The 25,354-nt window shown below is 66.7% G+C and carries 26 protein-coding genes; 11 read left to right on the top strand and 15 right to left on the bottom strand.

Annotated features, from left to right (window positions below; genetic code table 11):
* Nucleotides 1-43: 43 nt before the first annotated feature.
* From ACFSQR_RS10550 to hutC, 7 genes are all read right to left on the bottom strand, one after another.
* A complete protein-coding gene (locus ACFSQR_RS10550) occupies nucleotides 44-313 on the bottom strand; it encodes a type B 50S ribosomal protein L31 (RefSeq protein WP_377729724.1) in 270 nt (89 codons plus the stop codon).
* A gap of 107 nt (nucleotides 314-420) precedes the next feature.
* Complete coding sequence (locus tag ACFSQR_RS10545) at nucleotides 421-837, bottom strand: hypothetical protein (RefSeq protein ID WP_377729723.1); 417 nt, start codon at nucleotides 835-837, stop codon at nucleotides 421-423.
* Nucleotides 838-964: 127 nt separating this feature from the next.
* Nucleotides 965-2,227, bottom strand: coding sequence for a transcription termination factor Rho (rho, locus tag ACFSQR_RS10540; RefSeq protein ID WP_377729722.1), 1,263 nt, complete (start codon nucleotides 2,225-2,227; stop codon nucleotides 965-967).
* A gap of 111 nt (nucleotides 2,228-2,338) precedes the next feature.
* Complete coding sequence (gene trxA / locus ACFSQR_RS10535; protein WP_377729721.1) at nucleotides 2,339-2,665, bottom strand: thioredoxin TrxA; 327 nt, start codon at nucleotides 2,663-2,665, stop codon at nucleotides 2,339-2,341.
* Nucleotides 2,666-2,871: 206 nt separating this feature from the next.
* Nucleotides 2,872-3,288, bottom strand: a complete 417-nt coding sequence (locus ACFSQR_RS10530; protein WP_377729720.1) for a response regulator — start codon at nucleotides 3,286-3,288, stop codon at nucleotides 2,872-2,874.
* 75 nt (nucleotides 3,289-3,363) lie between these two features.
* Nucleotides 3,364-3,711, bottom strand: coding sequence for an Hpt domain-containing protein (locus ACFSQR_RS10525; protein WP_377729719.1), 348 nt, complete (start codon nucleotides 3,709-3,711; stop codon nucleotides 3,364-3,366).
* A 12-nt stretch (nucleotides 3,712-3,723) separates the two neighbouring features.
* A complete protein-coding gene (gene hutC / locus ACFSQR_RS10520) occupies nucleotides 3,724-4,443 on the bottom strand; it encodes a histidine utilization repressor (RefSeq protein WP_377729718.1) in 720 nt (239 codons plus the stop codon).
* 135 nt (nucleotides 4,444-4,578) lie between these two features.
* Between hutC and ada the strand changes: the two genes are divergently transcribed.
* The 8 genes from ada (at nucleotide 4,579) to hutI (ending at nucleotide 14,715) form a co-directional block, all read left to right on the top strand.
* On the top strand, nucleotides 4,579-5,652 hold the full coding sequence (gene ada, locus ACFSQR_RS10515; protein WP_377729962.1) for a bifunctional DNA-binding transcriptional regulator/O6-methylguanine-DNA methyltransferase Ada: 1,074 nt from the start codon (nucleotides 4,579-4,581) through the stop codon (nucleotides 5,650-5,652).
* A gap of 120 nt (nucleotides 5,653-5,772) precedes the next feature.
* The gene (locus tag ACFSQR_RS10510) at nucleotides 5,773-7,437 is read left to right on the top strand and encodes an amidohydrolase (RefSeq protein WP_377729717.1); all 1,665 of its coding nucleotides are present in this window, start codon (nucleotides 5,773-5,775) and stop codon (nucleotides 7,435-7,437) included.
* Nucleotides 7,438-7,531: 94 nt separating this feature from the next.
* Nucleotides 7,532-9,229, top strand: a complete 1,698-nt coding sequence (gene hutU / locus ACFSQR_RS10505) for a urocanate hydratase (protein ID WP_377729716.1) — start codon at nucleotides 7,532-7,534, stop codon at nucleotides 9,227-9,229.
* 3 nt (nucleotides 9,230-9,232) lie between these two features.
* On the top strand, nucleotides 9,233-10,765 hold the full coding sequence (gene hutH / locus ACFSQR_RS10500) for a histidine ammonia-lyase (protein WP_377729715.1): 1,533 nt from the start codon (nucleotides 9,233-9,235) through the stop codon (nucleotides 10,763-10,765).
* Between the two features lie 12 nt (nucleotides 10,766-10,777).
* Nucleotides 10,778-11,566: an N-formylglutamate deformylase gene (gene hutG / locus ACFSQR_RS10495; protein ID WP_377729714.1), complete on the top strand. Its 789-nt coding sequence runs from the start codon at nucleotides 10,778-10,780 to the stop codon at nucleotides 11,564-11,566.
* Nucleotides 11,563-12,924 carry a formimidoylglutamate deiminase gene (locus ACFSQR_RS10490; protein WP_377729713.1) on the top strand — a complete coding sequence of 454 codons (1,362 nt, stop codon included), beginning with the start codon at nucleotides 11,563-11,565 and terminating at the stop codon, nucleotides 12,922-12,924. Before hutG ends, ACFSQR_RS10490 begins: the two co-directional genes overlap by 4 nt.
* A gap of 2 nt (nucleotides 12,925-12,926) precedes the next feature.
* Nucleotides 12,927-13,511 carry a HutD family protein gene (locus ACFSQR_RS10485; RefSeq protein ID WP_377729712.1) on the top strand — a complete coding sequence of 195 codons (585 nt, stop codon included), beginning with the start codon at nucleotides 12,927-12,929 and terminating at the stop codon, nucleotides 13,509-13,511.
* 7 nt (nucleotides 13,512-13,518) lie between these two features.
* The gene (hutI, locus tag ACFSQR_RS10480) at nucleotides 13,519-14,715 is read left to right on the top strand and encodes an imidazolonepropionase (protein ID WP_377729711.1); all 1,197 of its coding nucleotides are present in this window, start codon (nucleotides 13,519-13,521) and stop codon (nucleotides 14,713-14,715) included.
* A gap of 276 nt (nucleotides 14,716-14,991) precedes the next feature.
* On the opposite strand, the gene ACFSQR_RS10475 is transcribed toward hutI, so the two are convergent.
* From ACFSQR_RS10475 to ACFSQR_RS10465, 3 genes are read right to left on the bottom strand one after another with little or no spacing between them, the layout of a single operon-like run.
* Nucleotides 14,992-15,477: a GNAT family N-acetyltransferase gene (locus tag ACFSQR_RS10475; protein ID WP_377729710.1), complete on the bottom strand. Its 486-nt coding sequence runs from the start codon at nucleotides 15,475-15,477 to the stop codon at nucleotides 14,992-14,994.
* A gap of 9 nt (nucleotides 15,478-15,486) precedes the next feature.
* Nucleotides 15,487-16,398, bottom strand: a complete 912-nt coding sequence (locus tag ACFSQR_RS10470) for a DMT family transporter (protein WP_377729709.1) — start codon at nucleotides 16,396-16,398, stop codon at nucleotides 15,487-15,489.
* Nucleotides 16,399-16,455: 57 nt separating this feature from the next.
* Nucleotides 16,456-16,884: a DUF962 domain-containing protein gene (locus ACFSQR_RS10465; protein ID WP_377729708.1), complete on the bottom strand. Its 429-nt coding sequence runs from the start codon at nucleotides 16,882-16,884 to the stop codon at nucleotides 16,456-16,458.
* 90 nt (nucleotides 16,885-16,974) lie between these two features.
* Between ACFSQR_RS10465 and ACFSQR_RS10460 the strand changes: the two genes are divergently transcribed.
* Nucleotides 16,975-17,523, top strand: a complete 549-nt coding sequence (locus ACFSQR_RS10460) for a DNA-deoxyinosine glycosylase (protein ID WP_377729707.1) — start codon at nucleotides 16,975-16,977, stop codon at nucleotides 17,521-17,523.
* An 87-nt stretch (nucleotides 17,524-17,610) separates the two neighbouring features.
* On the opposite strand, the gene ACFSQR_RS10455 is transcribed toward ACFSQR_RS10460, so the two are convergent.
* The 3 genes from ACFSQR_RS10455 to ACFSQR_RS10445 all read right to left on the bottom strand — a co-directional run bounded on the left by ACFSQR_RS10455 (nucleotide 17,611) and on the right by ACFSQR_RS10445 (nucleotide 20,872).
* On the bottom strand, nucleotides 17,611-18,774 hold the full coding sequence (locus ACFSQR_RS10455; RefSeq protein ID WP_377729706.1) for a tetratricopeptide repeat protein: 1,164 nt from the start codon (nucleotides 18,772-18,774) through the stop codon (nucleotides 17,611-17,613).
* Entirely contained in the window at nucleotides 18,771-19,934 is a 1,164-nt protein-coding gene (locus tag ACFSQR_RS10450; protein WP_377729705.1) for a tetratricopeptide repeat protein, read from the bottom strand. The genes ACFSQR_RS10455 and ACFSQR_RS10450 overlap by 4 nt, the downstream gene beginning before the upstream one ends.
* 89 nt (nucleotides 19,935-20,023) lie before the next feature.
* Complete coding sequence (locus ACFSQR_RS10445; protein WP_377729704.1) at nucleotides 20,024-20,872, bottom strand: HDOD domain-containing protein; 849 nt, start codon at nucleotides 20,870-20,872, stop codon at nucleotides 20,024-20,026.
* 144 nt (nucleotides 20,873-21,016) lie between these two features.
* Here ACFSQR_RS10445 and ACFSQR_RS10440 point away from each other — a divergent pair, with 144 nt between their 5' ends.
* The gene (locus ACFSQR_RS10440) at nucleotides 21,017-21,583 is read left to right on the top strand and encodes a DNA-3-methyladenine glycosylase (protein WP_377729703.1); all 567 of its coding nucleotides are present in this window, start codon (nucleotides 21,017-21,019) and stop codon (nucleotides 21,581-21,583) included.
* A gap of 14 nt (nucleotides 21,584-21,597) precedes the next feature.
* Here ACFSQR_RS10440 and ACFSQR_RS10435 read toward each other — a convergent pair whose 3' ends face one another.
* Both ACFSQR_RS10435 and ACFSQR_RS10430 read right to left on the bottom strand, forming a co-directional pair.
* Nucleotides 21,598-23,271 (bottom strand): methyl-accepting chemotaxis protein, encoded by a 1,674-nt coding sequence (locus ACFSQR_RS10435; RefSeq protein WP_377729702.1) that lies wholly within the window; start codon nucleotides 23,269-23,271, stop codon nucleotides 21,598-21,600.
* A gap of 18 nt (nucleotides 23,272-23,289) precedes the next feature.
* On the bottom strand, nucleotides 23,290-23,742 hold the full coding sequence (locus ACFSQR_RS10430) for a cache domain-containing protein (RefSeq protein WP_377729701.1): 453 nt from the start codon (nucleotides 23,740-23,742) through the stop codon (nucleotides 23,290-23,292).
* Between the two features lie 205 nt (nucleotides 23,743-23,947).
* Here ACFSQR_RS10430 and ACFSQR_RS10425 point away from each other — a divergent pair, with 205 nt between their 5' ends.
* Nucleotides 23,948-25,354 (top strand): KamA family radical SAM protein, encoded by a 1,407-nt coding sequence (locus ACFSQR_RS10425; RefSeq protein WP_377729700.1) that lies wholly within the window; start codon nucleotides 23,948-23,950, stop codon nucleotides 25,352-25,354.

The following is a 25,354-nucleotide window of genomic DNA, read 5'->3' as shown; positions in this document are numbered from 1 at the left end:
AAAAAGGCAGCCATGGCTGCCTTTTTCTGCGAGCGGCGGGTGATTAGCCGTTTGCGACGGAAGTCTTGGAGCCGACGGCGCCGAACTTCTGACGGAATTTCTCGACGCGGCCAGCGGTGTCGACGATCTTGTGCTTGCCGGTGTAGAACGGGTGCGATTCAGCCGAGACTTCGATCTTCACCAGAGGCATTTCTTTGCCATCGTGCTGGATGGTTTCTTTGGTCTGGATGGTCGAACGGGTGACGAATTTGAAATCGCAGGAGAGGTCGTGGAACACGACTTCACGGTAATTTGGATGGGTATCAGCTTTCATGATTGCCTCGGTTAGGTTGGTAGCCAATGGGCACTTCGTCGGTCGCCATGCTTCTTGACCCGATTGCCGATCACTTGCCAGGTTGTACTACTGAACCCGCGATTTTACTATGGTTGGGGTGACGGCGCAACCGGCGGCGCGGGCAGGGCGGAATAACCGGGCGGATACAGCTGGTAGACAACCGGAGGCGCGGCGGGCGCTTGCCGGGCCGGGGCAAACCAGGATGAGCCAAGTATGGCAACGATGACAGCGACGAGCGTGCCCGCAATCCAGAGCCAGATCCGGTTAAAGCCTTCTGTCATGGCTTTCTGCAGAGCATCAAAGCGCTGGTCGAAGCGCTGGTTCTGCTGGTCGAAGCGCTGGTTCATGAGGTCGAAACGACGCGTCATTTCATCGGTAAGGTGCCGGCCCATGGATTCCAGGTCTGCCTTGGTGGCAAGGGTCGGGAGAATGGTTGTCACCTTGCTCTCGAGCGCGGCATGGGCGCGCTGGAGTTCTGCAAGCTCTTCCGAATTTTCCGTCATGATGTCCTCCGCTTGTTATTGTCTTCTTTAGACACGAACGATGGCGCGGAGTTCAAAAAATTGGAGGAGCGTTGCGTCGCCGGCGCAAAAAAAACGCCCCGGCGTGCGGGGCGTTCTTGCTGGCGGATCAGCCGCCTCGGCGCATCATGTCGAAGAACTCGATATTGGTCTTCGTCGCCTTCATCTTGTCGAGGATGAACTCCATCGCCTCGATCTCGTCCATGCCGTACAACAGCTTGCGCAGGATCCAGATCTTCTGCAGCTGGTCCGGCTTGATCAGCAGCTCTTCGCGGCGGGTGCCCGACTTGTTCAGGTTGATCGCCGGGTAGACGCGCTTCTCGGCCAGGCGGCGCTCCAGGTGCACTTCCATGTTGCCGGTGCCCTTGAATTCTTCGTAGATCACGTCGTCCATGCGCGAACCGGTTTCGATCAGCGCGGTGGCGACGATGGTCAGCGAGCCGCCTTCTTCGATGTTACGCGCGGCGCCGAAGAAGCGCTTCGGACGCTGCAGTGCGTTGGCGTCGACGCCACCGGTCAGCACCTTGCCCGATGCCGGGATCACGGTGTTGTAGGCGCGCGCCAGGCGGGTGATCGAGTCCAGCAGGATCACCACGTCCTTCTTCATCTCAACCAGGCGCTTGGCCTTTTCCAGCACCATCTCTGCGACCTGCACGTGGCGGGTGGCCGGCTCGTCGAAGGTGGAGGCGACCACTTCGCCGCGCACGGAGCGCTGCATCTCGGTCACTTCCTCCGGACGCTCGTCGATCAGCAGCACGATCAGGGTGACATCCGGGTGGTTCGCGGTGATCGCGTGCGCCAGGTGCTGCAGCATGACCGATTTGCCGGACTTCGGCGAGGCCACCAGCAGGCCGCGCTGGCCCTTGCCGATCGGCGCGATCATGTCGATGATGCGGCCGGTGATGTTCTCTTCGCCCTTCATGTCGCGCTCGAGGCGCAACGGCTCGTTCGGGTGCAGCGGGGTCAGGTTCTCGAACAGGATGCGGTGCTTGGACGCTTCCGGCGATTCGCCGTTGACCTTGTCGACCTTGACCAGCGCGAAATAGCGCTCGCCGTCCTTCGGGGTGCGCACTTCGCCTTCGATCGAGTCGCCGGTGTGCAGGTTGAAGCGGCGGATCTGCGAGGGCGAGATGTAGATGTCGTCGGTGGACGCCATGTACGACGCGTCCGGCGAGCGCAGGAAGCCGAAGCCGTCCGGCAGCACTTCGAGGGCGCCGTCGCCGAAGATCTGTTCGCCTTGTTTTGCGCGCTTTTTCAGGATCGCGAACATCAGCTCCTGCTTGCGCAGGCGGGCTGCGTTGTCGATGTCGAGGCCGATCGCCATCTCCAGCAAGGCGGAGACGTGCATGGCCTTCAGTTCAGATAGATGCATGTGTTGAGTGTCCCGTGACGGGAAAGTAAAGGTAGGGGAGGGAACTACGTGGGTCTGGTTGGTCAAACCAGCGGCAGCGCGGGCGCGCTGCCGCCGTGTATCTTAGACGGATTAGATGTTGCTGTCGATGAAGGACGTCAGCTGGCCCTTGGCCATCGCGCCAACCTTCTGCGCGGCGGCGACGCCGTTCTTGAACAGGATCAGGGTCGGGATGCCGCGGATGCCGAACTTGGCAGGTACCTGCTGGTTCGCGTCCACGTCCATCTTGGCGATCTGGATCTTGCCTTCGTATTCTTTGGCCACTTCTTCGAGGATCGGGGCGATGGCCTTGCATGGGCCGCACCATTCGGCCCAGAAGTCGACCAGCACTGGCTTTTCGGACTTCAGTACGTCGGCTTCGAAGGATGCATCGCTAATGTGTTTGATATTTTCGCTCATGTTGTCCTCGGTAGAGGTGGGTCATATGCCTTGGCGGCTTGTCGGATTGTCACGCACCCAGATGTGATGGCAGATTGCGCGATTTCAACCGGCGGCGATGCTGGAAGCTCGCGGCAGGGAGGGGCCAGGCGGGGAAACAGGCCGAATCATACCCCATTTTTTTCTGAAGTGTCGGCGAGTTGCTCAAAAATCTTGCCGAAAGCACATCAGGCGGCCGAACCCGGCCGCAAGCGCCCTGCGCATCCCGCGGCATCCACCGCGGCGCGCAGCTCCGCCAGCCCCATCGGTTTGGCGTACGCGCCCAGCACCCGCAATCCCTGGGCAGCCGCGAGTCCTTTGGCAGCTTGCAGGACGCCCTTGTCCATTCCCGACAACAGCAGCACGCTGCCGTCATAGCCGGAAGCGGCCGCCGCGTTCAGGAATTCGATGCCGTCCATGTCCGGCATCGACAGGTCGCAGATCAGCAATTCCGGCCGCCCGTGCAAGGCTCCCAGGCCCGCGCGCGCGCTCGGCGCCGTCGTCACCTTCGATGCCCCGGCGGTCTCCAGCATGTCGCGCATCAGCTCGAGCATGAAAGGGTCGTCGTCCACCACCAGGACGTGAACGTGCGCATTGGTTTCCATTGGGCCACATTATGCACCCGAAACACAACCGCAAATCAAAATACTTGCGTTACCGTGCGGCGCCAGGCGCGCCCGTCATGGATCGGGCCGCAAGAGCCCGGCGCCGCGCAAGCCGGCAACGGTGGCGCTGAAAGCGCTGTGCAGGTCGCCCACCAGCGGGCTGGCCGCCGCCAGGTCCTGCAGCTGTTCCAGCCGGGCGCACAACTCCGCCATCCCGGCCGCACCCACGGTCAGCGCGGCGGACCGGGTCCGGTGCCCGAGGTGCCGGAGCTGGTGCGCATCCTGGGCCGCCAGCGCCGCATCGATTTCCGCCAGCGCGTGGCGCGCGGACTCCACGAACCTGTGCGCGAACCTGCCCATCATCTCGCGGTTCCCTGCAAGCAGTTGTTCCAGCACGGACGGGTCGAAGAGCCGCGGCTGCACAGGATGCTCCGGTCAGCCCACGCTGCCGGCGAACTGGTAGCGGTGGCCCGGATGCCACATGGTCACGCACGACGCCACCTGGCCCAGGCCGCGCGTGCAGCGCTGCAGCACCAGGCAGCATTCGCCGGCCTTCATTTCCAGCATGCCCGCGATGTCGGGAGGAGGATTCAGCGCTTCCACGCTGTAGGTCGCGCTTTGCAGCGGCGCCGCCGCGCTCAGGTATTCGTTGGGCGTCACCTGCGCGAAATCCTGTTGCATGTAGTCCGGCGCACAGGACGGATTTACCCAGCGGTCCTCCACCTGGATCGGCATCTCGTTTTCGTAGTGGACGATCACGGAATGGAACAGCGGCGTCCCGTCCGGCAGCGCGAACCGCGCGGCGAGAACCTCGTCCGCCACCGCGTGCTCCAGCAACTGCAGGCTGCTGCGGTGCACGTGCCCGCGCGCGCGGATCTCATCGGCGATGCTGCGGATTTCCAGCAGCGTGGCCTGCACCTTTTGCGGCGCGACGAAGGTGCCCGAACCCTGGCGGCGCGTCAGCACCTGCTCCGCGGTCAGTTCGCGCACGGCGCGGTTGACGGTCATGCGCGACACGCCGAACTGCTTGACCAGCGCCTGCTCGGACGGGATCACGTCGCCTTCCTTCCAGCGGCCTGCGGCGATCTCGCCGATCAGGTAGTCTTTGATTCGCTGGAAGATTGGCGTAGCATCCTGCGCTGCGGCGTTGTCCAATTCGGCTCCGGGGTGATATTGGGTGATGCCCGATTCTAGCACCGGCAGATGCCCATCGGATTTGAAAGCAAGACACGGGATGACAGCCGCATGCAGCACACGCATGATGCTGCAAACATCACCATGAGGCACCAGATGAGCACCGAGTACGACACCGATGACAAGCGCTGGGATGCGGTCCAGCGCCGCGACAGCAGCGCCGACGGCGCATTCTGCTACAGCGTGCGCACCACCGGCGTGTACTGCCGCCCGTCCTGCCCGTCGCGCCATGCGCTGCGCAAGAACGTCGCTTTCCATGCCAGCTGCGCCGAGGCGCAGGCCGCCGGCTTCCGCCCCTGCCTGCGCTGCAAGCCGGACGGGCCGCCGATCGCCGAGCTGCATGCGCGCGCAGTGGAGCAGGCGTGCCGCCTGATCGAGGCATCCGAACAGGCGCCCTCGCTGGACGAGCTGGCGCAGGCCTGCGGCATGAGCAGCTTCCACTTCCACCGCATCTTCAGGCAGCATACCGGCATCACGCCGAAGGCCTACGCAGCCGCGCGCCGTGCGCGCAAGCTGCAGGAAGAACTGGGCGCCGCGCCCAGCGTGACGGACGCCATCTACGCGGCCGGTTTCAATTCCAGCGCGCGCTTCTACGCCGCGTCCAATGCGGTGCTGGGGATGGAACCGACGGCCTGGCGCGCGGGCGGCTCCGGCGCCACGATCCGGTTCGCCGTGGGCGACTCGTCCCTGGGGGCAGTGCTGGTGGCGGCAACCGCCAAGGGCATTTGCGCCATCCTGATGGGCGACGATCCGGGCCAGCTGGTGCAGGACCTGCAGGACCGCTTTCCCAGGGCAGAGCTGGTCGGCGCGGAGCCCGGATTCGAGTCGTGGGTCGCGCGCGTACTGGCGATGGTCGAATCGCCCGGCCTGGGGCTGGACTTGCCGCTGGACGTGCGCGGCACCGCATTCCAGCAGCGCGTGTGGCAGGCCCTGCGCGCGATCCCGGCCGGCGAGACGGTGGGCTACGCCGAGCTGGCCGCGCGGCTCGGGTCGGCCCGCATGGCGCGCGCCGTCGCCGGCGCCTGCGCGGCAAACCCGGTGGCCATCGCGATTCCCTGCCACCGCGTGGTGCGCAACGATGGCGCCATTTCTGGCTACCGCTGGGGCGTCGAACGCAAGCACGCCCTGCTGGAGAGGGAGGGCGCCGGGGATCGCAAGAAGCGCTCGTGAATGGCAAGGAGGGATGCGGGCCGCGTATTGCACAAGAATGTCCCCATCCGCCTTGCTACACAGCCGGCAAAATTCGCTACACTCCTGTTCTTTACACCACTACAAGAACGGGGTTCCTCGATGCGTCCGATTTTCCTGCACTGCTCACTGGCTGTCCTGTCCTCGCTCGGCGCGCTGGCCCACGCCAGTACGCTGATCGACAACGCCAACGGCTACACGCTTAACGCGAAGAACGAGCTGGTGCAGTTCAGGGCCATGGCCATCGACGACAAGGGCAGGATCATCGCGGTGGGGGACTCGGCGGACGTCGCAGCAAAGGCGCCGGGCGCGCGCCGCGTCGACCTGCAGGGACGCACGGTGATTCCCGGCCTGATCGACGCGCACGGCCACGTGTTCGGCCTGGGCGACATGATGATCCGCCTCGACCTGTCGTCCACCACCTCGCTCGATAACGCGCTGGCTGCCGTCGCCAACTACGCCAAGGCCAACCCGCAAAGCGCGTGGCTGCAGGGACGCGGCTGGAACCAGGAAGTGTGGAAGCTGGGCCGCTTCCCGACCGCGGCGGAACTGGACAAGGTGGTGTCCGACCGCCCGGCCTGGTTCGAACGCGTGGACGGCCACGCCGGCTGGGCCAACACCCGTGCGATGGAACTGGCGGGCATCACCGACAAGACGCCCGACCCGGTAGGTGGCAAGATCATGCGCGACGCGAACGGCAAGGCCACCGGCGTGCTGGTCGACGCGGCGATGGACCTGGTGAACGCGAAGGTCCCGCAACGCACCGAGGCCGAACTGCGCCGCACGCTGGACACCTCGCTCGACGAGATCGCGCGCATGGGACTGACCAGCGTGCACGACGCCGGCATGGGCGTGGCCGAGGACAAGCTGTACCGCGAATACGCCAGCGCCGGCAAGCTGACCGCACGGGTGTACGCCATGATCGGCGGCGTCGGCGGCGACTTCGATGCCCTGTCGAAGCAGGGCCCGCTGAACACCTTCGCCAACGACATGTACGCGCTGCGTTCGGTAAAGCTGTACTCGGACGGCGCGCTGGGCAGCCGCGGCGCCGCCATGATATCGCCCTACAGCGACGACAAGCACACGCACGGACTGCTGTTCAACAGCGACGCGAAGATGAACGCGCTGATCGCCAAGGCGATGAGAAAAGGCTACCAGGTCAACGTGCACGCGATCGGCGACGCCGGCAACCGCCAGGTGCTCAACGCACTCGCGGACCAGCTGAAGAAGACCAACAGCGGCAAGCTGCGCCACCGCATCGAGCACGCGCAGGTCGTCACCCCGGCCGATATCGCCCGCTTCCGCACTGTCGGCATCATCCCGTCGATGCAGCCGACCCACGCCACCTCGGACATGAACATGGCCGAGAACCGCGTCGGCCCGGAGCGCATCAAGGGCGCTTACGCCTGGCGCACCTACCTGCACCAGGGCTCGAAGGTGGCGTGCGGTTCGGATTTCCCGGTCGAGTCGCCGAATCCGTTCTACGGCATCCATGCCGCGGTCACGCGCCAGGATGCGCGCGGCATGCCGGTGGGCGGCTGGTATCCGGAGCAGGCGATGTCGCTGAAGGAGGCGCTGCGCTGCTTCACGCTGGACGCCGCGCACGCCGCGCACCAGGAGAACATGCTCGGCTCGCTGGAGCCGGGCAAGTGGGCCGATTTCATCGTGATCGACCGCGACCTGTTCCGCACGCCGGAGTCGGAGCTGTACGCGACCGGCGTGCTGCAGACCTGGGTCGCCGGCCGCCCCGTCTACGAAAAAAAGTGACGATGCCGTCCCCGCGTTTCGCGGGGGCCACAATGTGGCTTGACTTGGTTGTATAGACAACCTAGACTGGATGGCTTCCACACATGGAGGAAGCATGAGCCTCGACCACGACCCGCGTTATGACGCCACCCGCGAGATCCGCGCCCCGCGCGGATCCCAGCTGACCTGCAAGAGCTGGCTCACCGAAGCCGCCTACAGGATGATCCAGAATAACCTCGACGCCGAGGTGGCGGAGAACCCGAAGCACCTGGTTGTCTACGGCGGCATCGGCCGCGCGGCGCGCAACTGGGAATGCTACGACCAGATCCTGGCCTCCCTGCGCGAGCTGGAAGACGACCAGACCCTCCTGATCCAGTCCGGCAAGCCGGTCGGCGTGTTCCAGACCCACGCGGATGCGCCGCGCGTGCTGCTGGCGAACTCCAACCTGGTGCCCAAGTGGGCCAACTGGGAACACTTCAATGAACTGGACCGCAAGGGCCTGTTCATGTACGGCCAGATGACCGCCGGCAGCTGGATCTACATCGGCACCCAGGGCATCGTGCAGGGCACCTACGAGACCTTCGCCGAAGCGGGCCGCCAGCATTTCGGCGGCGACTGGGGCGGACGCTGGATCCTGACGGCCGGCCTGGGCGGCATGGGCGGCGCGCAGCCGCTGGCGGCGACCTTCGCGGGCGCCGTTTCGCTCACCATCGAGTGCCAGCAAAGCAGCATCGACTTCCGCCTGCGCACCCGCTACGTGGACAAGCAGGCGCGCGACATCGACGACGCCATTGAGCTGATCAAGCAGCACACAAGCCGCCGCGAAGCCGTGTCGATCGCCCTGCTGGGCAATGCGGCCGAGGTGCTGCCGGAACTGGTGCGCCGCGCCAAAGCGGGCGGCATCAAGCCGGACCTGGTCACCGACCAGACCTCCGCGCACGACCTGATCAACGGATACCTGCCGCTCGGCTGGACGGTCGACCAGTGGAAGGCCGCGCAGCGCGACCCGGCGCAGCACGCGCGCCTGAAGGAAGAGGCAGCGGCATCGTGCGCGGTGCACGTGCAGGCGATCCTGGACCTGCACGCGATGGGCGTGAAGGCGGTCGACTACGGCAACAACATCCGCCAGGTCGCGCTCGACCACGGCGTGAAGAACGCGTTCGACTTCCCCGGCTTCGTTCCTGCCTACATCCGCCCGCAGTTCTGCGAAGGGCGCGGCCCGTTCCGCTGGGTGGCCCTGTCCGGCGATCCGGAGGACATCTACAAGACCGACGCCAAGATCAAGGAGCTGTTCCCGCACCACGCGCAGGTGCACCGCTGGCTCGACATGGCGCGCGAGCGCATCGCCTTCCAGGGCCTGCCGGCGCGCATCTGCTGGCTGGGACTGGGCGAACGCCACATCGCCGGCCTGGCCTTCAACGAGATGGTGAAGAACGGCGAACTGAAAGCCCCGATCGTGATCGGCCGCGACCACCTCGACACCGGCTCGGTGGCGAGCCCGAACCGCGAAACGGAAGCGATGCGCGACGGCACCGATGCGGTGTCGGACTGGCCGCTCCTCAACGCGCTGCTCAACACCGCCGGCGGCGCCACCTGGGTGTCGCTGCACCACGGCGGCGGCGTGGGCATGGGCTACTCGCAGCACTCGGGCGTCGTGATCGTTGCCGACGGCACCGACGCGGCAGCCAAGCGCCTGGCGCGCGTGCTGGTCAACGACAGCGGCAGCGGCGTGATGCGCCATGCCGACGCCGGCTACGAAACCGCCATCGACTGCGCCAAGCGCAATGGCCTCAACCTTCCAATGATCAAATAAAACATGGACTTCATCCTCAAACCCGGCGCCATGACGCTGGCCGACCTGCGCGCCGCCTGGGCGACCCGCCATCCAGTCTCGCTCGACCCTGCCGCCTACGCGGACATCAAGGCTTCGGCCGCCGCGGTGGAGGCGATCGTCGCGCGCGGTGGTCCGGCCTACGGCATCAACACCGGCTTCGGCCTGCTGGCCAAGACGCGCATCCCGGACGCGCAGCTGGGCGAGCTGCAGCGCAACCTGATCCTGTCGCACTCGGTCGGCACCGGTGAGCTGATGCGCGACGAGGTCGTGCGCCTGCTGCTCCTGATGAAGATCGGCAGCCTGGCGCGCGGCTTCTCCGGCGTGCGCCCGCTGATCGTGGACACGCTGATCGCGCTGTACAACGCCAACATCATGCCGGCCATCCCGGAAAAAGGTTCGGTCGGCGCGTCCGGCGACCTGGCGCCGCTGGCGCACATGACGCTGGCCATGATGGGCGTGGGCGAGGTGCGGGTGAACGGCAAGATGATGGCGGCCCAGGATGCGCTCGACGCCGCCGGGATCGAACCGGTGGTGCTGGCGGCCAAGGAAGGGCTGGCGCTGATCAACGGCACCCAGGCCTCCACCGCGCTGGCGCTGCACGGCCTGTTCATGACCGAACGCCTGGCCGAGAGCGCGCTGGTGACCGGCGCACTGTCGCTGGACGCCGCCAAGGGCAGCGATTCGCCGTTCGACTCGCGCGTGCATGCGGTGCGCGGCCAGCCGGGCCAGATCGCGGCAGCGGGCATCTACCGCCAGCTGATTGCCAACAGCGACATCCGCGCTTCGCACCTGGTGGGCGACGAGCGCGTGCAGGACCCGTACTGCCTGCGCTGCCAGCCGCAAGTCATGGGCGCGGTCATGGACCTGATCGGCAATGCCGGGCGCACGCTGCTGATCGAAGCCAACGCGGTGACCGACAATCCGCTGATCTTCCCGGAGACCGGCGACATCATCTCGGGCGGTAACTTCCACGCCGAGCCGGTGGCCTTTGCCGCCGACACGCTGGCGCTGGCGATTGCCGAGATCGGCGCGCTGTCCGAGCGCCGCATCGCACTGCTGATCGATGCCACCCTGTCCGGCCTGCCGCCGTTCCTGGTGCGCGAGCCGGGCGTCAACTCCGGCTTCATGATCGCCCACGTGACGGCCGCCGCGCTGGCGTCGGAAAACAAGTCGCTGGCGCATCCGGCCAGCGTGGACAGCCTGCCGACTTCGGCCAACCAGGAAGACCATGTCAGCATGGCGACCTTCGCGGCGCGCCGCCTGCACGATATGGCGCACAATACCGCTGTGATCGTCGGTATCGAGCTGCTGGCCGCCGCCCAGGGGATCGACTTCCACCGTCCGCTGCGCTCGAGCGCGCACCTGGAGCAGGTGCACGCCCGCCTGCGCGAAAAAGTGCCGTTCTTCGAATCCGACCGCTTCTTCGCGCCGGACATCGAGGCGGCCAAGCGGATGGTGGTGGACGGCCAGCTCGGCGCCGGCTGCAAGGCAGTGTTCGCGCCGCTGTACGCATGAGGACAACAAACAATGGACTTCAAGTTCAGGCAGGGTAGGGTTCCGCTACTGATATCGATGCCGCACGTCGGCACCGACGTCCCCGACGAGATCGCGGCGCGCATGACGCCGCACGCGCATCCGCGCCAGGACACCGACTGGCACCTGGAGCGGCTGTACGCATTCGCCGAGGACATGGGCGCCTCGACCATCGCGGCGCGCTGGTCGCGCTACGTGATCGACCTGAACCGCCCGCCCGAGAACACCAACCTGTACCCGGGCATGGATACCACCGGCCTGTGCCCGGTCGATACCTTCCGCCGCGAGCCGCTGTACCTGGAGGGCCAGCTGCCGGACCAGGCGGAGGTGGAGCAGCGCCTGCAGCACTACTGGCGGCCCTACCACCAGCAGCTGCAGGCCGAGCTGGAGCGCCTGCTGGCCACGCACGGCAAGGTGGTGCTGTGGGACGCGCATTCGATCGCGTCAGAGCTGCCGCGCTTTTTCGAGGGCAAGCTGCCCGACCTGAACTTCGGCACCGCCGAAGGCAGGTCGTGCGAGCCGGGCATGCAGGAGGCGGTGGTGCGCGTGGCGCAGGCCCAGGACCGCTTCTCGGTAGCCGTCAACGGCCGCTTCAAGGGAGGGCACATCACGCGCTTCTACGGACAGCCCGCGCGCGGCATCAACGCCATCCAGCTCGAGATGTGCCAGTGCCTGTACATGGACGAGGAATCGCCGTTCGGCTACCGCGCCGACCGCGCCTCGCAGGTGGAGGGGCTGCTGCGCGACCTGACCGGCGCCGCGCTGGACTGGGTGCGCGCATGAGCAGCCTGTTCGCGCGCCATGCGCTGCTGCCGGACGGCTGGCACGACGACGTGCTGGTCGAATGGGACGACAGCGGCGCCATCACGGCGGTCACCGCGGGCGCGGAGCAGGGCGGTTCGGCGGCGGCGCGCTTCGTCATCCCCGGCATGGTCAACCTGCACTCGCACTCGTTCCAGCGCGCGCTGGCCGGAATGACCGAGAAGGCGGGCGAAGGACAGGACAGCTTCTGGACCTGGCGCGACCTGATGTACCGGTTTGCGCGCCACATCACGCCGCAGCACATGGAGGCGATCGCCGCGCAGCTGTACATCGAGTGCCTGCGCCACGGCTATACCTCGGTGTGCGAATTCCACTACATCCAGCGCGACCCGAACGGGGAGATGTACGTGCCGCGCCCGGCGGAGACGGCGCACCGCGTGATCGCGGGCGCGCGCACCGCCGGCATCGGCATCACCATGCTCCCGGTGCTGTACACCCATTCCGGCTTCGGCGAACTGCCGCTCAAGGCCGAGCAGCTGCGCTTTCGCACCGACGCGCGCGACGTGGCGCGCATCATCGATGCCCTGGAATGCGAGCGCAGCGCGCAGGTCGAAGTCGGCGTTGCGCCGCATTCGCTGCGTGCCGCTTCCATTGGCGAGATCTGGCGCGTGCTGGACGCCATGCCGCAGGGCCGCCCGGTGCACATCCACATCGCCGAGCAGCAGGCGGAGGTGGACCAGAGCCTGGCCTATTCCGGCCGCCGCCCGGTGCGCTACCTGCTGGACGAGATTCGCGTCGACCAGCGCTGGTGCCTGGTGCATGCGACCCATCTTGAGGCTGACGAGATCGCCGGCATCGCCAGCAGCGGCGCCGTGGTCGGCATCTGCCCGACCACCGAGGCCAACCTGGGCGACGGGCTGTTCCCGCTGACGCAGTTCATGCAGGCGGGCGGGCGCTTTGGCATCGGCAGCGACAGCCACGTGTCGCAGAGCCCGGTCGAGGAACTGCGCTGGCTCGAGTACGGCCAGCGACTGGTGCACCAGCGCCGCAATATCTCGGTCGACGGCAGCGAGCGCAACGTCGGCGACTACCTGTGGCAGCGCGCGCTCGAGGGCGGTGCGCAGGCAAGCGGGCGCCCGGTGGGCCAGCTGGCGGCCGGAAAGCGCGCCGACCTGCTGGTGCTGGACGACGATCACCCGAACCTGTACGGGATCGAGCGCGCCGACGCCCTGGGCGCTTTCATTTTCAGCGGTAACGACAACCTGGTGCGGCACGTGATGTGCGGCGGCCAGTGGGTGGTGCGCGACGGACGCCATGCGGAGCAGGAGGCGGTCGCGCAGCGGTTCAAGGAAACGGTAGCCGAACTCCGGAGGTTCTGATCATGACGACGCGCCTGATCCCGTATGCCAACCTGGAAGCAGCGCCGTGGAAGAACGGCGGCGGCAGCACCACCGAAATCGCGGTGGCGCCGCATGGCGCGGGTTTCGATAGTTTCGACTGGCGCGTCAGCCTCGCGCGCATCGCGCAGGACGGGCCGTTCTCCGCCTTCCATGGCATCGACCGCACGCTGGCGCTGGTGGAAGGCGACGGCGTGGTGCTCGATTTCGATGGCGAGCGGCGCGTGCTGCTGTCGCCCGAGGATCCCTGCATCGCCTTCGACGGTGGGCACGCGATCCACGCGTGCCTGTCGGGCGGCCCCAGCATCGACTTCAATGTGATGACGCGCCAGGGCGTGTGCTCGCACCAGTTCGGGATGCGCACGCTCGATGGCCCTTCCGATTTCGCTCCGCGCGGCGACGTGACGCTGCTGTTCATGGCGCAGGGCGATTTCCTCGACCTCGCAAACGGCGCGGAGCGCATCGGCATGGTGCGCTTCGATACCGTGGCCTTCGAAGCCGGCACGGCATGGACGCTGGAAGCGGGCCGCGCCACGGTGTTCGTGGTCGACATCTATTACGACCAGTAGGACGCGCATGGATACGCTGTTTACCAATCTCGACCTGGCCACGATGGTGGAGGGCTACGGCGAGCTGCGCGACGGCGCCATCGCCGTCAAGGACGGGCGCATCGCCTGGCTGGGGCCAAGGGTCCATGCACCCGCCGCGGCGCGCACGCACGATTGCCAGGGCCAGTGGCTCACGCCCGGGCTGATCGACTGCCACACCCACATTGTCCACGCCGGCAACCGGAGCGACGAGTTCGAGGCGCGCCTGAACGGCGCCACCTACGAGGACATCGCGCGCGCGGGCGGCGGCATCATGTCGACCGTGCGCGCGACGCGTGCGGCCAGCGACGACGAGCTGCTGCGCCAGAGCGCGCCGCGCGTGGCCAGCCTGCTGGCCGAAGGCGTGACTACCATCGAGGTCAAATCCGGCTACGGCCTGGACCCGGAATCGGAAGCGAAGATGCTGCGCGTGGCGCGCCGGCTGGCCGGCGAGCTGCCGGTGAGCGTGGCCACCACCTTCCTGGGCGCGCACGCGCTGCCGCCGGAATACGCGGGCCGCGCAGACGACTATATCGACCTCGTGTGCCGGATGGTCGCGGACATCGACGCCGACGCGGTCGACGTGTTCTGCGAGCGGATCGGCTTTACCAGCGCGCAGACGCGGCGCGTGTTCGAAGCGGCGGCGCGGCGCGGCCTGCCGGTCAAGCTGCACGCCGAACAGCTGTCCGACCAGGGCGGGGCGCAGCTCGTGGCCGAGTTCAACGGCCTGTCGGCCGACCACCTCGAACACCTGACCCCGGCCGGCATCGCCGCAATGGCCGCGGGCGGCACCGTGGCCGTGCTGCTGCCCGGCGCCTACTACTTCCTGCGCGACACCACGCCGCCGCCGGTGGCCGCGCTGCGCGAGGCCGGGGTGCCGATGGCGGTGGCGACCGACTGCAATCCCGGCACGTCGCCGATGACGTCGATCCTGCTGGCGATGAACATGGCCTGCACGCTGTGGCGCCTGACGCCGCAGGAAGCGCTGCTCGGCGCCACCCGCAATGCGGCGCGCGCGCTGGGGCGCGCTGCGGAAATCGGGACGCTGGAAGTGGGCAAGCGCGCGGACTTCGCGCTGTGGGAGATCGCGCGCCCGGCCGACCTGTCGTATTCGATCGGCTTCAATCCCTGCCGCGGCGTGGTCAACGCCGGCGTGTGGCGGGCCCCCGCGGTGGATACCCCCTAGGGGTATATCGATATCCGGGCAACCGCAAGGGATACCCCTGCCTTTTCCGGCCCGGCCCGCACGCGGCGAGCATACCCGCCGTGGGTATCCTCCACGTAACGGATGGTGACGTTCCGTTACGATCTATAACAGAGGTAAGGAATTGTAAGGATTGCAGCGAAGGGGGCAGGTTCGCTCTACATTGGAATTGTAGAGCCTCCCCTCCCCATTCAAATGGGTTCCCCCACGGCAGATGTTAGCCGTGGTTTTTTTTGCCCATCGCACTCGCTGCAAGTCTCAGTGTTCGGCGGCGAGCGCCGTGAGCGCGTCACCGGTCACCCGGCAGATGCGCCAGTCCGGCATCACATCCGCACCCATGCCTTCATAGAAGCGGATCGCGTTCTCGTTCCAGTCCAGCACCGACCACTCGAAGCGGCCGCACTCGCGCTCCACGGCGATGCGCGCCAGCGCCATCAGCATCTGGCGGCCATAGCCCTTGCCGCGGTGCGCCTGCTTCACGTACAGGTCTTCCAGGTACAGCCCCTTCTTCGTCAGGAAGGTCGAGAAGTTATGGAAGAACAGCGCGAAGCACACCACTTCGCCATCCTCGACCCCGACGATCGCCTCGGCCGAAGGCTTGTCGCCGAACAGGCCCTCGTGCAGCAGCGCCTCGGTGGCGACCACGAGGTGTTCGAGCTTTTCGAACACGGCCAGCTCCACGATCATGTCGTAGATGTGCGAAACGTCGGCCGGTTCTGCCGGGCGGATGGTGAATGTGTTCATAGACTTTCTTTAATCAGGTTTGACAAGCTTGGGTGCGGGCGAGGCGATCGCCCATGCCACGCTGGACAGGCACAATATCATGCCGAACCACTCGAGCGGCCCGGGCGCATAGCCTTCCAGCCGGATCGACAGCAGCACGGAGATGACCGGCGTGATCACGCCGATGTACACGGCTTTTTGCGAACCGATGCGCGCGATCAGCGTGAAATAGGCGAAGAAGGCGATCACCGAGCCGAAGACCGACAGGTACAGCAGGCCCGCCCAGTAGCGTGGCGCGTCGGGCAGGATGAACTGCTGGCCGGTCATGAGCGCCCACAGCGTGACGAATACGGTCCCCCAGAACATCGACCAGGCCATGGTCAGGATCAGGTCCTTCGACTGCTCGCGCACCTTGATTACGACCACGTTTCCGGCGGAGCTGGCGAGGGTCGCGGTCAGCGCCAGCGCCAGGCCGGCGAGGAAGGTGCCGCTGCCGCCGGACATGATGCTGTTCCAGCTCGACGCGATCGAATGGAAGAACAGCATCGTCACGCCGGCAATCGCCACGCAGCCCGCGGCCCAGGTGCGCCACGTGATCGGCGTGCGGAAGGCCACGCGGTTGAAGATCGGGTTCCAGAACACCATCAGCGCGAACAGCACCGCGACCAGCGCCGACACTACGTACTGCTCGGCCATGTAGGTGCAGACGTAGGACAGGCCGAAGGTGAAAAAGCCCTGCAGCATGGTCCAGCGCTGCGCGCCCCACGGCAGGCGCAGCGTCCCCTGGCGGAGCAGGCAGTAGATGAACAGGACGCCGCTGGCGAGGCCGAAGCGGTAGGCGACCGACACGGCCGGCGGCACTTCGCCCAGTTGCAGCGTAATGGCCCAGAAGGTAGAGCCCCAGATCAGCGAGGCGATGGTGAAGAGGATGGGGGAAGACATCCGCGAGAGTATACGTCACTCCTCGGCAGCTTGCCGAGGAGCATCGCGGGGCGCTCCCTAGTACGCGAGATTCAGGCGGCGGTAGAGGAAACTGAGCACGAACAAAGGCCCGATCAGCAGGAACCGCACGTCCTCAAGGAACGACGGCTTCTTGCCTTCGATCTGGTGCCCGATGAACTGCCCCACCCACGCCAGCACGAAGATCGCGATCGACAGCGGCAGGATGACCTGATCGGGCAGCGCCGCAAGCACCAGCAGCATTGCGCCCGCCATGAGCGCCATGCCCACCGCGAACGGTTTGGACAGCTTCACGTAATAGACCAGCGACGCGATTGTCACCAGCACCGCCAGCGCCCAGTGCATGGACCACAGCAGTCCGAGCAGCGTGAACACGATCACCGGCACGCAGATGAAGTGAATCACTTCATTGGTCGGATTCAGGTGGCTTTCGCTGTACTGGGCCAGCAGCTTGTCGATGGTGCGCATCTCGGGTCTCCGCGTATGGTTGAGCAAATTCTACACCGCCGCCATTGAGCGCGCGATGGTACATTACGCGCAGTTTCAGGAGGAGTACCGATGGACGAGGCAGGAACGGCAGGGCGCAAACGTGGCTTTCCGCCCGTGGTCGATGCGCACACGCGCATCCTGGTGCTGGGCAGCCTGCCGGGCGAACTTTCGCTCGCCAATGCGCAGTACTACGGCAACCCGCGCAATGCCTTCTGGCGCCTGATGTCCGAACTCACCGGCTATGACCTGGTCGCGCTCGACTACCCGCAGCGCCTGGATGCGCTGCTGGCCTGCGGGATCGGCCTGTGGGACGTGGTGGCGGAGGCCGAGCGCAGCGGCAGCCTCGACACCAACATCCGGGACCGCGCCGACAACGACCTGTGCGCGCTGCTCGCCGACTACCCCGGTATCGAAGTCATTGCCTTCAATGGCGGCACCGCCGAACGCATTGGCGCCCGCGTCCTCGGACAGCTCCGCTCGCGCTACCAGGTGGCCGGCCTGCCATCGAGCAGCCCGGCGCACACGCTGCCATTCGCCGACAAGCTGCAGCGCTGGTCCGTGCTGCGGCCTGCGATCGCCGCCGCGATGTTCCAGCGCGCCGGTGTCGGGACCACTTGAATACCCTGTGGCCTGGACCGAACGGTCCTCAAGGCTGGTTGTGATATCCCGGCTTCACGTTGATGGCGTGGGACATTCAATTCGCGTTCAGCGTTTGCGGAGCGCTGGCAGGCCGCGCATGTGCTCAAGCTTTGCTGCGTAGCGCGCGCGGCTGCTCGCATTGGTGCTGGTCTGCTGGGCGAGCGCCAGCTCGCGGCGTGCCACGTCGGTCTCGCCCAGGCGCAGGCTTGCCATCGCATACCACAGGTGGAATTCGTCGTTGTAAGGCGCGCGCGCCACTTCGCGCGCGAACAGTTCGCGCGCTGCCTTGAAGTCCTCCCGCTGCATCGCGGCCTGGCCCAGCTGGAAGTAGTGATAGGGCGGATCAGGCTGCAGTGAGGCCAGCCGCGCGCGCATCGCCTTCGCTTCATCGGCGCTTCCCAGTTCCTCCAGCACCGGCAGGAGGTTCTGCATGGCGACGAGATTGTTGCGGTCGCGTGCGAGGACCGCGCGGAATGCCTGCGCCGCGAGTGCGTTGTCGCCGTGGCGCTGGTACACGGCGCCGAGCGTGTTGTACGCCAGCGTCAAGCCCGGATCCGCGCTGAGTGCTTCGCGAGTCCACCAATAGGCGTCGGCGACGCGGCCGCGGGCCAGCGCTTCCACGGCGCGGTTATTCGCGTACATGGCGACGACGACGTGCTCGCCCACGGGGACAGCCTTGTGCCGGACCGCGTCCGCCTGGGGCAGGAAATCGACCAGATACTGTTCCTTCAATTCCTCGCCACTCATTTTCGCGATGACGCGCGATGTCAGCAGGACGTTCACATGGTTGCTGCCCACGTAGAGCGATCCCTGGCGCGACCAGGTTTCCTCGACGCGCACATTCTGGAATGTGACGGGGATGCCAACCTCGCGCGCGAAGGCTGCCGTCATGATGACGAGCGACAGGCAATTGCCGGACCGGGTCTCGAATGTCTGCGCGGCCGTGCGCGTCATGGTCGCGTCGTAGTCGAGCTTGAGGTCGCCGTCCCTGTACAAGGAGTGAATCAGTCCCTGGTGCAGGCCGTGGTTGCGCACCATGTCGCGATAGCGTGGCGAGCGCAGGTAGGCGCGCATCTCCGGGCTGACGTCGAACAGTGTGCTGGTATCCACAGTCTCGGTCGGTGCGGCGAAGCGTGCATCCGCGTACAGGTGCTGCGGTTCCACCAGAACCGGCGCCGCCGCGCAACCGCCCAGCAGGGCGGCGCTGAGCAGGATGGCGGCGCGCTTCACAGCTCGCTTCCGCGCATCGACTTCAGGCGTTCCAGCTTGGCCGAATAGGTGCCGCGGCTGCCGGCCGAGCTGCTGTTCTTGAGTGCGAGCGCCAGCTGCTCGCGCGCCGCGCCGTTCTCTCCCAGCCTCAGGTACGCCATGCCGAGCCAGTAGTGGAATTCATCGTAATACGGGGCGCGGTCCACCTCCTTGCGGAACAGGTCGCGCGCCAGCGCGTAGTCCTGGCGCTGCATCGCTTCCAGTCCGGAGCGGAAGTAGTGGAAGGGCGGGGTCTTGCGGATCGCCGACACGCGCTGCGCCAGCGCCTGCGACTCCGCGTGCTTGCCCAGCTTGGCCAGCAGCGGGATCAGGTTGTACATGGTGACGTCGCTGTCGGGCGAGTGCTGCAGCGCGAAGCGGTAGGTGCGTTCGGCCAGCTCGTCGTGGCCCCGCTGCTGGTACACGACGCCGAGCGTGTTGATGGCGGGAGCGTACTCGGGATGCTCGATCACCGCCTTGCGCGCCCACCAGTAGGCGTCGTCGAGGCGCTTTTCGGCCAGCGCTTCGGCGGCGCGGTTGTTCAGGTACATCGCCACCACCAGGCCCTCGTCGATGCTGCGCAGCGGCAGCCCGCGCGCTTCCTCGGGCGGCAGGAAGTCGACCAGCAGCGCGGCCGTGGTATCGGCCAGTCCGTTGACCCGGCTGGAGGTGCGGCTGAGCGAGACATTGACGTGCATGTTCGACAGGTACAGGTCGCCGGTGCGGGTCCAGGTGTCGGAGCTGACCGCGCTCTGGAAACCTGCGTGCAGTCCCAGCTCGCGGGCGAACGCCGCGGTCATGATCACCAGCGACAGGCAGTTGCCCGACTTGCTGTCGAAGGTCTCCGCCGCGCTGCGGGTGGCGGTGGTGTCGTACTCCAGCTGCAGCTGGCCGCGCGTGTACAGCGCGTCGATCAGCCCCAGCGCGCCGCCGCGCTTGGCCATGCGCCGGAAGTCGTTACTGCGCAGGTATTCCTTCATGGCCGGACTGGCCGCGAACAGGTTGTCGGTGGTGATGTGGTCGGTGGGCGGCCCGAACAGCGCGTCGGCGGTCAGTCCGCTGGTGTCGGGCCGGGACGGCGCCTGGGTGGTCGCACAGCCTCCGAGCAGGAATGCAATCAACAGCAAAGCCAGGTGTTTCATGTGCGCCTCCGGGGTGGGGTACCTGAGTTTCCGACATTATGTTGTTGGCTCAGTATCCTCCCGGTGCGGGCCGGCTGTCAAAGGGGAGCTCAGTCCTCGTGGAAGGCTTCCACCAGCTCGTCCTGCAGCTCGTCAGCTTCCGTCTCTCCCAGCCCGAAGTGGGCGCAGGCGATCGCGCCGCCCTTGGCCCATTCCGCCGATTCCAGGCCCTGGAAATCCTGGATGGCGCGCTCGCACAGCAGCGAGGCGGCCACCATCGAGCGCACGCTCTCGGGCGTGGCGCGGTCTTCGATCACCTCGTAGTCGTGGTGGTGCAGGATCGACCAGGACACCTCGGTCGGCAGGCCCCAGTTGCGGGCCAGCAGGCAGCCGATGGCGGCATGGTTGGTGGTGTGGCGCGCATCCTCGACGCGCGTAAACGGGCCGGCGCTGGCGCCGGCTTCGTCCAGCGTGCGGGCGTAGTCGGGAAAGCGCTCCATCATCAGCGGAATGCCCGTGTCGCAGAACAGGCCGAAAGTGTGCGCCACGTCGGCCGGGCCGGTATGCAGGCGGCGCGACAGGAACACCATGGCCTGCGCGCGCCGGCTCGACACTTCCCAGAAGCTGGCCAGCGAGGCGTGGCTGGGCGCGATGGCCTGGCGCGCGAGCAGGCCGGTCATCAGCGCGGCAACCTGGTTCAGGCCGAGGAAGGCCAGCGCCTGGTCGATCGACTTGATGGTGCGGCGGCCGAACATCGACGAATTGGCCAGCTTGAGCAGGGAGGCGGACATCGCCACGTCGGACGAGATGATGCGGGCCAGCGCCGGCTGGGACGGCTCCGGCGCGTCGAGCTCCTCCTGCATGCTGATCAGGAGACTGGGACGGGGCGGGATGCGGATCGAACGGATCAGGGCATCGACCGGGTCGGCGGACGGCGCGGCGACGGTGGCAATCGACATGACAGGAGGAAAAGAAGGGTGATGCGAGGCAATATGTCATCATAAACGAGTTATGGGTTCGCGGGTGTAGAAACCGCTGGTTGTTGCGCGTTCCGCCACACCTGGCGAAATGGTCGGTTTGGAAACTTCCGCTAAAATCGGCTCATGAGCTCCTATCTTGCAGGCATCGACTTCAACCGCCCCGCGCACGAGGTGGCGCAGCTGCTGATCGGCGTGGAGGTGCTGGTCGATGGCGTGGGCGGCCGGATTGTCGAGACCGAGGCCTACGACCGCGAGGATCCTGCCTCCCATGCGTTCAGCGGACCGACCGAACGCAACATGGCCATGTTTGGGCCGCCGGCCCATGCCTACGTGTACCGCTCCTACGGCATCCACTGGTGCCTGAACTTCGTGTGCATGGAAGAGGGGCACGGGGCCGGGGTGCTGATCCGCGCGCTGGAGCCGCTGCACGGGGTGGAGCAGATGCACGCGCGGCGCCGCACCGGGGACCTGCGCCTGCTGTGCTCGGGGCCGGGCAAGCTGTGCGAGGCGATGGGCGTCACGCGCGCCCTGAACGGGCATCCGCTGTCGGAGTCGCCGTTCGAGCTTCGGCCCGCGGAGCCACCCGTGCCGCTGGTGTCCGGGCCGCGCATCGGCATCTCGAAGGCGATGGACGTGCCGTGGCGCTTCGGCCTGGCCGGCTCGCGCTTCGTCAGCCGCCCGTTCAGATAGGGGCTGGAACTCTTCTACAGGCGGTGCACGTTGCGCGGCGGCTCGGAACGCGGCTCCTCCGCCTGCCGGTCCGGCTGCGGCAGCCGCGGCGATCCGCGCATCGGGCTGTCCGGCGCGCGCCGCTCGCCCGGCCCGCCGCCCGCTTTCCCGATCTGGAACACCGACACCGCGCGCGCCAGGTTGGCCGCCTGCTCGTGCAGGCTCTCGGCGGCCGCGGCGGCCTGCTCCACCAGCGCGGCGTTCTGCTGCGTCATGTCGTCCATGCTGGACACCGCGCGGTTGACGTCGGCAATGCCGCTGGCCTGCTCCGAGCTGGCCGCGCTGATGCGGCCGATGATGTCGTTCACCTGGCGCACCGATTCGACGATGTCGCCCATGCTGGCGCCGGCCTGGTTCACCGACGCGCTGCCGCCATCGATGGTGGTGACCGATTCGGCAATCAGCGCCTTGATCTCCTTGGCCGCCGCCGCCGAGCGCTGCGCCAGGCTGCGCACTTCCGCCGCCACCACGGCAAAGCCGCGTCCCTGTTCACCCGCGCGCGCCGCTTCCACCGCCGCGTTCAGCGCGAGGATATTGGTCTGGAACGCGATCCCGTCGATCACGCCGGTGATCTCCACCACCTTGCGCGAGCTGGCGCGGATGCTTTCCATGGTGCGTACCGCGCGGTCCACGGCCTGGCCGCCGCTGTCGGCCAGCTGCGCGGCCTTCGACGCCAGGTCGTTGGCCTGGCGCGCGTTCGAGGCGGTGTCGCTGACCGCCTGCGTCAGCGTATGGATGGCGCTGGCGGTTTCCTGCAGCGAGCCGGCCTGCAGCTCGGTGCGCGTGGACAGGTCGATGTTCCCGCTCGCGATCTCGCGCGAGGCGGTGTCGATCGAATGCACCGCATCGGTGATCGTGCGCATGGTGCTGTTCAGGTGCGCGATGGTGCGGTCGAGCGCGCGCGATGCGTCCGCGATCTCGTCGCGCCCGTCGCTCGCGGCCACTGCGGTCAGGCGGCCGGCGGCCAGTTCGTCGACCACGCCGGTCATCGCGCGGATGTCGGCCAGCATGGAGCGCCGCACCAGCATCGAGACGGCCAGCGACAGCGCGATCGACAGCACCACCAGCGCCGTCATCGCGATGCCGAGGGTGCGGAATTCGTCCTTGGCGGCCAGGTAGGCCTGTTCGGCCAGCTTGCGCTCGAGCGCCGACAGTTCGGCCAGGCGCGTGCCCAGTACCTGGAACTGGGCCTCGGCCTTCTGCATCGAGTTGGTCGCGATCGACACGTCCACCTGGGCCATCTCGATCGTCTCGAGCACTTCCTTGCGGTAGGCCGCCAGCGCCGCCACGGACGGGTCGACCAGCTTGCGCTCTTCCGGGCTGGCCACCTTCGCCAGGCCGGCCAGCTGCCGGGCCAGCGCCTGGTGCCGCGCGTGGATCTCGGCGGTCACCTTGTCCAGCCGTTCCTTGACGAAGCTGCCGTTGGTCCAGGCCAGCAGCCGGTAGATGTCCGAGTGGGCCTGGCGCGCGGAGCCCGCCACGTCGGAGGCATCGCGCAGGCGCGCGGCGCGCACCTGCACCATGTTTTCAAGCGATGCGTTCTGGCGCACCATGCCGTAGTACGACGCGCCGGACAGTGCCAGCAGCAGTAACAGCACGAGTCCCGGCGCGAGCAGCAGTTTGGGGCCGATCCGCAGTTTCCTCAGCATGGCGAGCCTCGCTTTCGATTATTTTTTACCGTACAGGCCTGCTTCCAGCACCACGTCGCCCTCGCGCAGGATGTAGGTGGTTTTCGGCTCGATCTTGCCGCTGACCGGGTTCTTGTACATGTAGTTGACCCAGCCCTTGCCCTTGGCGGCGGCCAGCTCGATGATCTCGCGGCGGTACTTCTTGCCGCTGGCGTCCGGCACGTCCACCAGGTCCTTGCCGACGATCGACGGGTTGACCGGGTGCGCCAGCACGATGCCGGTCTTCACGTCGCGCATGTCGATGTACAAGGAGCCTTGCAGGAACTCGGGGTCCTTGGCCATCAGGCGTTTGGCCAGTTCGTCCTTGCCCTTGGTGCGCACGACCTCGGCGCCGCGTTCGGCCATCGCGATTGCGTCCTTCTCGGTCGGTTCGGCAGCCCAGGCAGTGCCAGCCAGCGCCATGCCCATCAACAGTGCAGCGATTTTTTTCATGATGTGTTGGTCCTTTCCGTTGTGAGTTCCCAAGTGAAATGTTGCCAAGTTGCATCGGCTAATCTACGCCCGGCGGCGCGACGCGGTTTGCGCTACCACAAGTGCAACGATCCTTGCATTTCCTCATGGCACTTCTTGACTAGCGGCAACCGTGACGTGGATGGCGAAACCTAAGATGAATTTCCGACCATCAATGGAGGTTGCCGTGAAGATAGAAGCCATCGGAGACAAGTTTCAGCCGTACACACGGCAGTCGATCACCCAGGCGCGCCAGTGGCAGTGGCTGGCGCCGGAATTGCAGGAAGCGGTGCAGGTGGTGTCGCACGTGCTGCCGTTTCGCACCAACGCGTATGTGCTGGACCAGCTGATCGACTGGAGCCGGGTGCCGGACGACCCGATCTACCGCCTCGTGTTCCCGCACCGCGACATGCTGCCGGCTGCCGAATACGATCAGCTGCGCGATCTCGTCATGCACGGAGGCGACAACGCCGCGCGCGAGGCGCTGGTCCACAAGATCCGCATGCGCATGAATCCGCACCCGGCCGGCCAGCTGACCCACAACGTGCCGCATGTGGACGGCGTGCCGGTGCCCGGCCTGCAGCACAAATACCGGGAGACCGTGCTGTTCTTCCCCAGCGCCGGCCAGACCTGCCACGCCTATTGCACCTTCTGCTTCCGCTGGCCGCAGTTCGTCGGCATGGACGGCCTGAAGTTCGCCGCCCGCGAGAGCGAGCAACTGGTGTCCTACCTGCGCAGCCACCCCGATGTGACCGATGTGCTCATCACCGGCGGCGACCCGATGATCATGAATACCCGCTCGCTCGAGCAGGTGCTCGAACCGCTGCTGGCGCCGGAGCTGGCGCACATCCAGAACATCCGCATCGGCACCAAGTCGGTGGCGTACTGGCCGCAGCGCTTTGTCAGCGACCGCGATAGCGGCGACCTGCTGCGCCTGTTCGAACGCGTGGTCGCCAGCGGCAAGAACCTTGCCGTGATGGGGCATTACAGCCATGCGGCCGAACTGCGGCCGGGCATCGCGCAGGCGGCGGTCAAGAACATTGTCGGCACCGGCGCCACGCTGCGCATGCAGGGGCCGCTGATCCGCCACATCAACGAGGACCCGGCCAGCTGGGCCGAACTGTGGACCACCGGCGTGCGGCTCGGCGCCATCCCCTACTACATGTTCGTCGAACGCGATACCGGCCCGAGCGACTACTTCGCGCTGCCGCTGGCGCGGGCGCACGAGATCTTCCAGGCCGCGTACTCGCGCGTGTCGGGCCTGGCGCGCACCGTGCGCGGACCGTCCATGAGCGCCTTCCCCGGCAAGGTGATGATCGACGGCGTGGTGACGATCAACGGCGAGAAGCTGTTCGCGCTGCAGTTCCTCCAGGCCCGCAACCCGGACTGGGTCAAGCGGCCGTTCTTCGCCAGGTACGATCCCGCCGCGACCTGGCTGAACCACCTGGTCCCGGCGTTCGGCAAGCAGAAGTTCTTCTTCGAGTCGGAAATGGAGGAGGAGAGCCACGCCGCGCCGCCCGCGCGCGTCATCCAGATCACGCCGGTGCGGACGCCGGAGCCGTCCGCGATCGGCGAGCGCGCCGACGCCGCCTGA

The sequence above is a fragment of the Pseudoduganella sp. GCM10020061 genome, assembly GCF_042683405.1.
Classification (GTDB): Bacteria; Pseudomonadota; Gammaproteobacteria; order Burkholderiales; family Burkholderiaceae_D; genus Telluria.
This window is presented reverse-complemented; position numbering and strand designations above follow the sequence as displayed.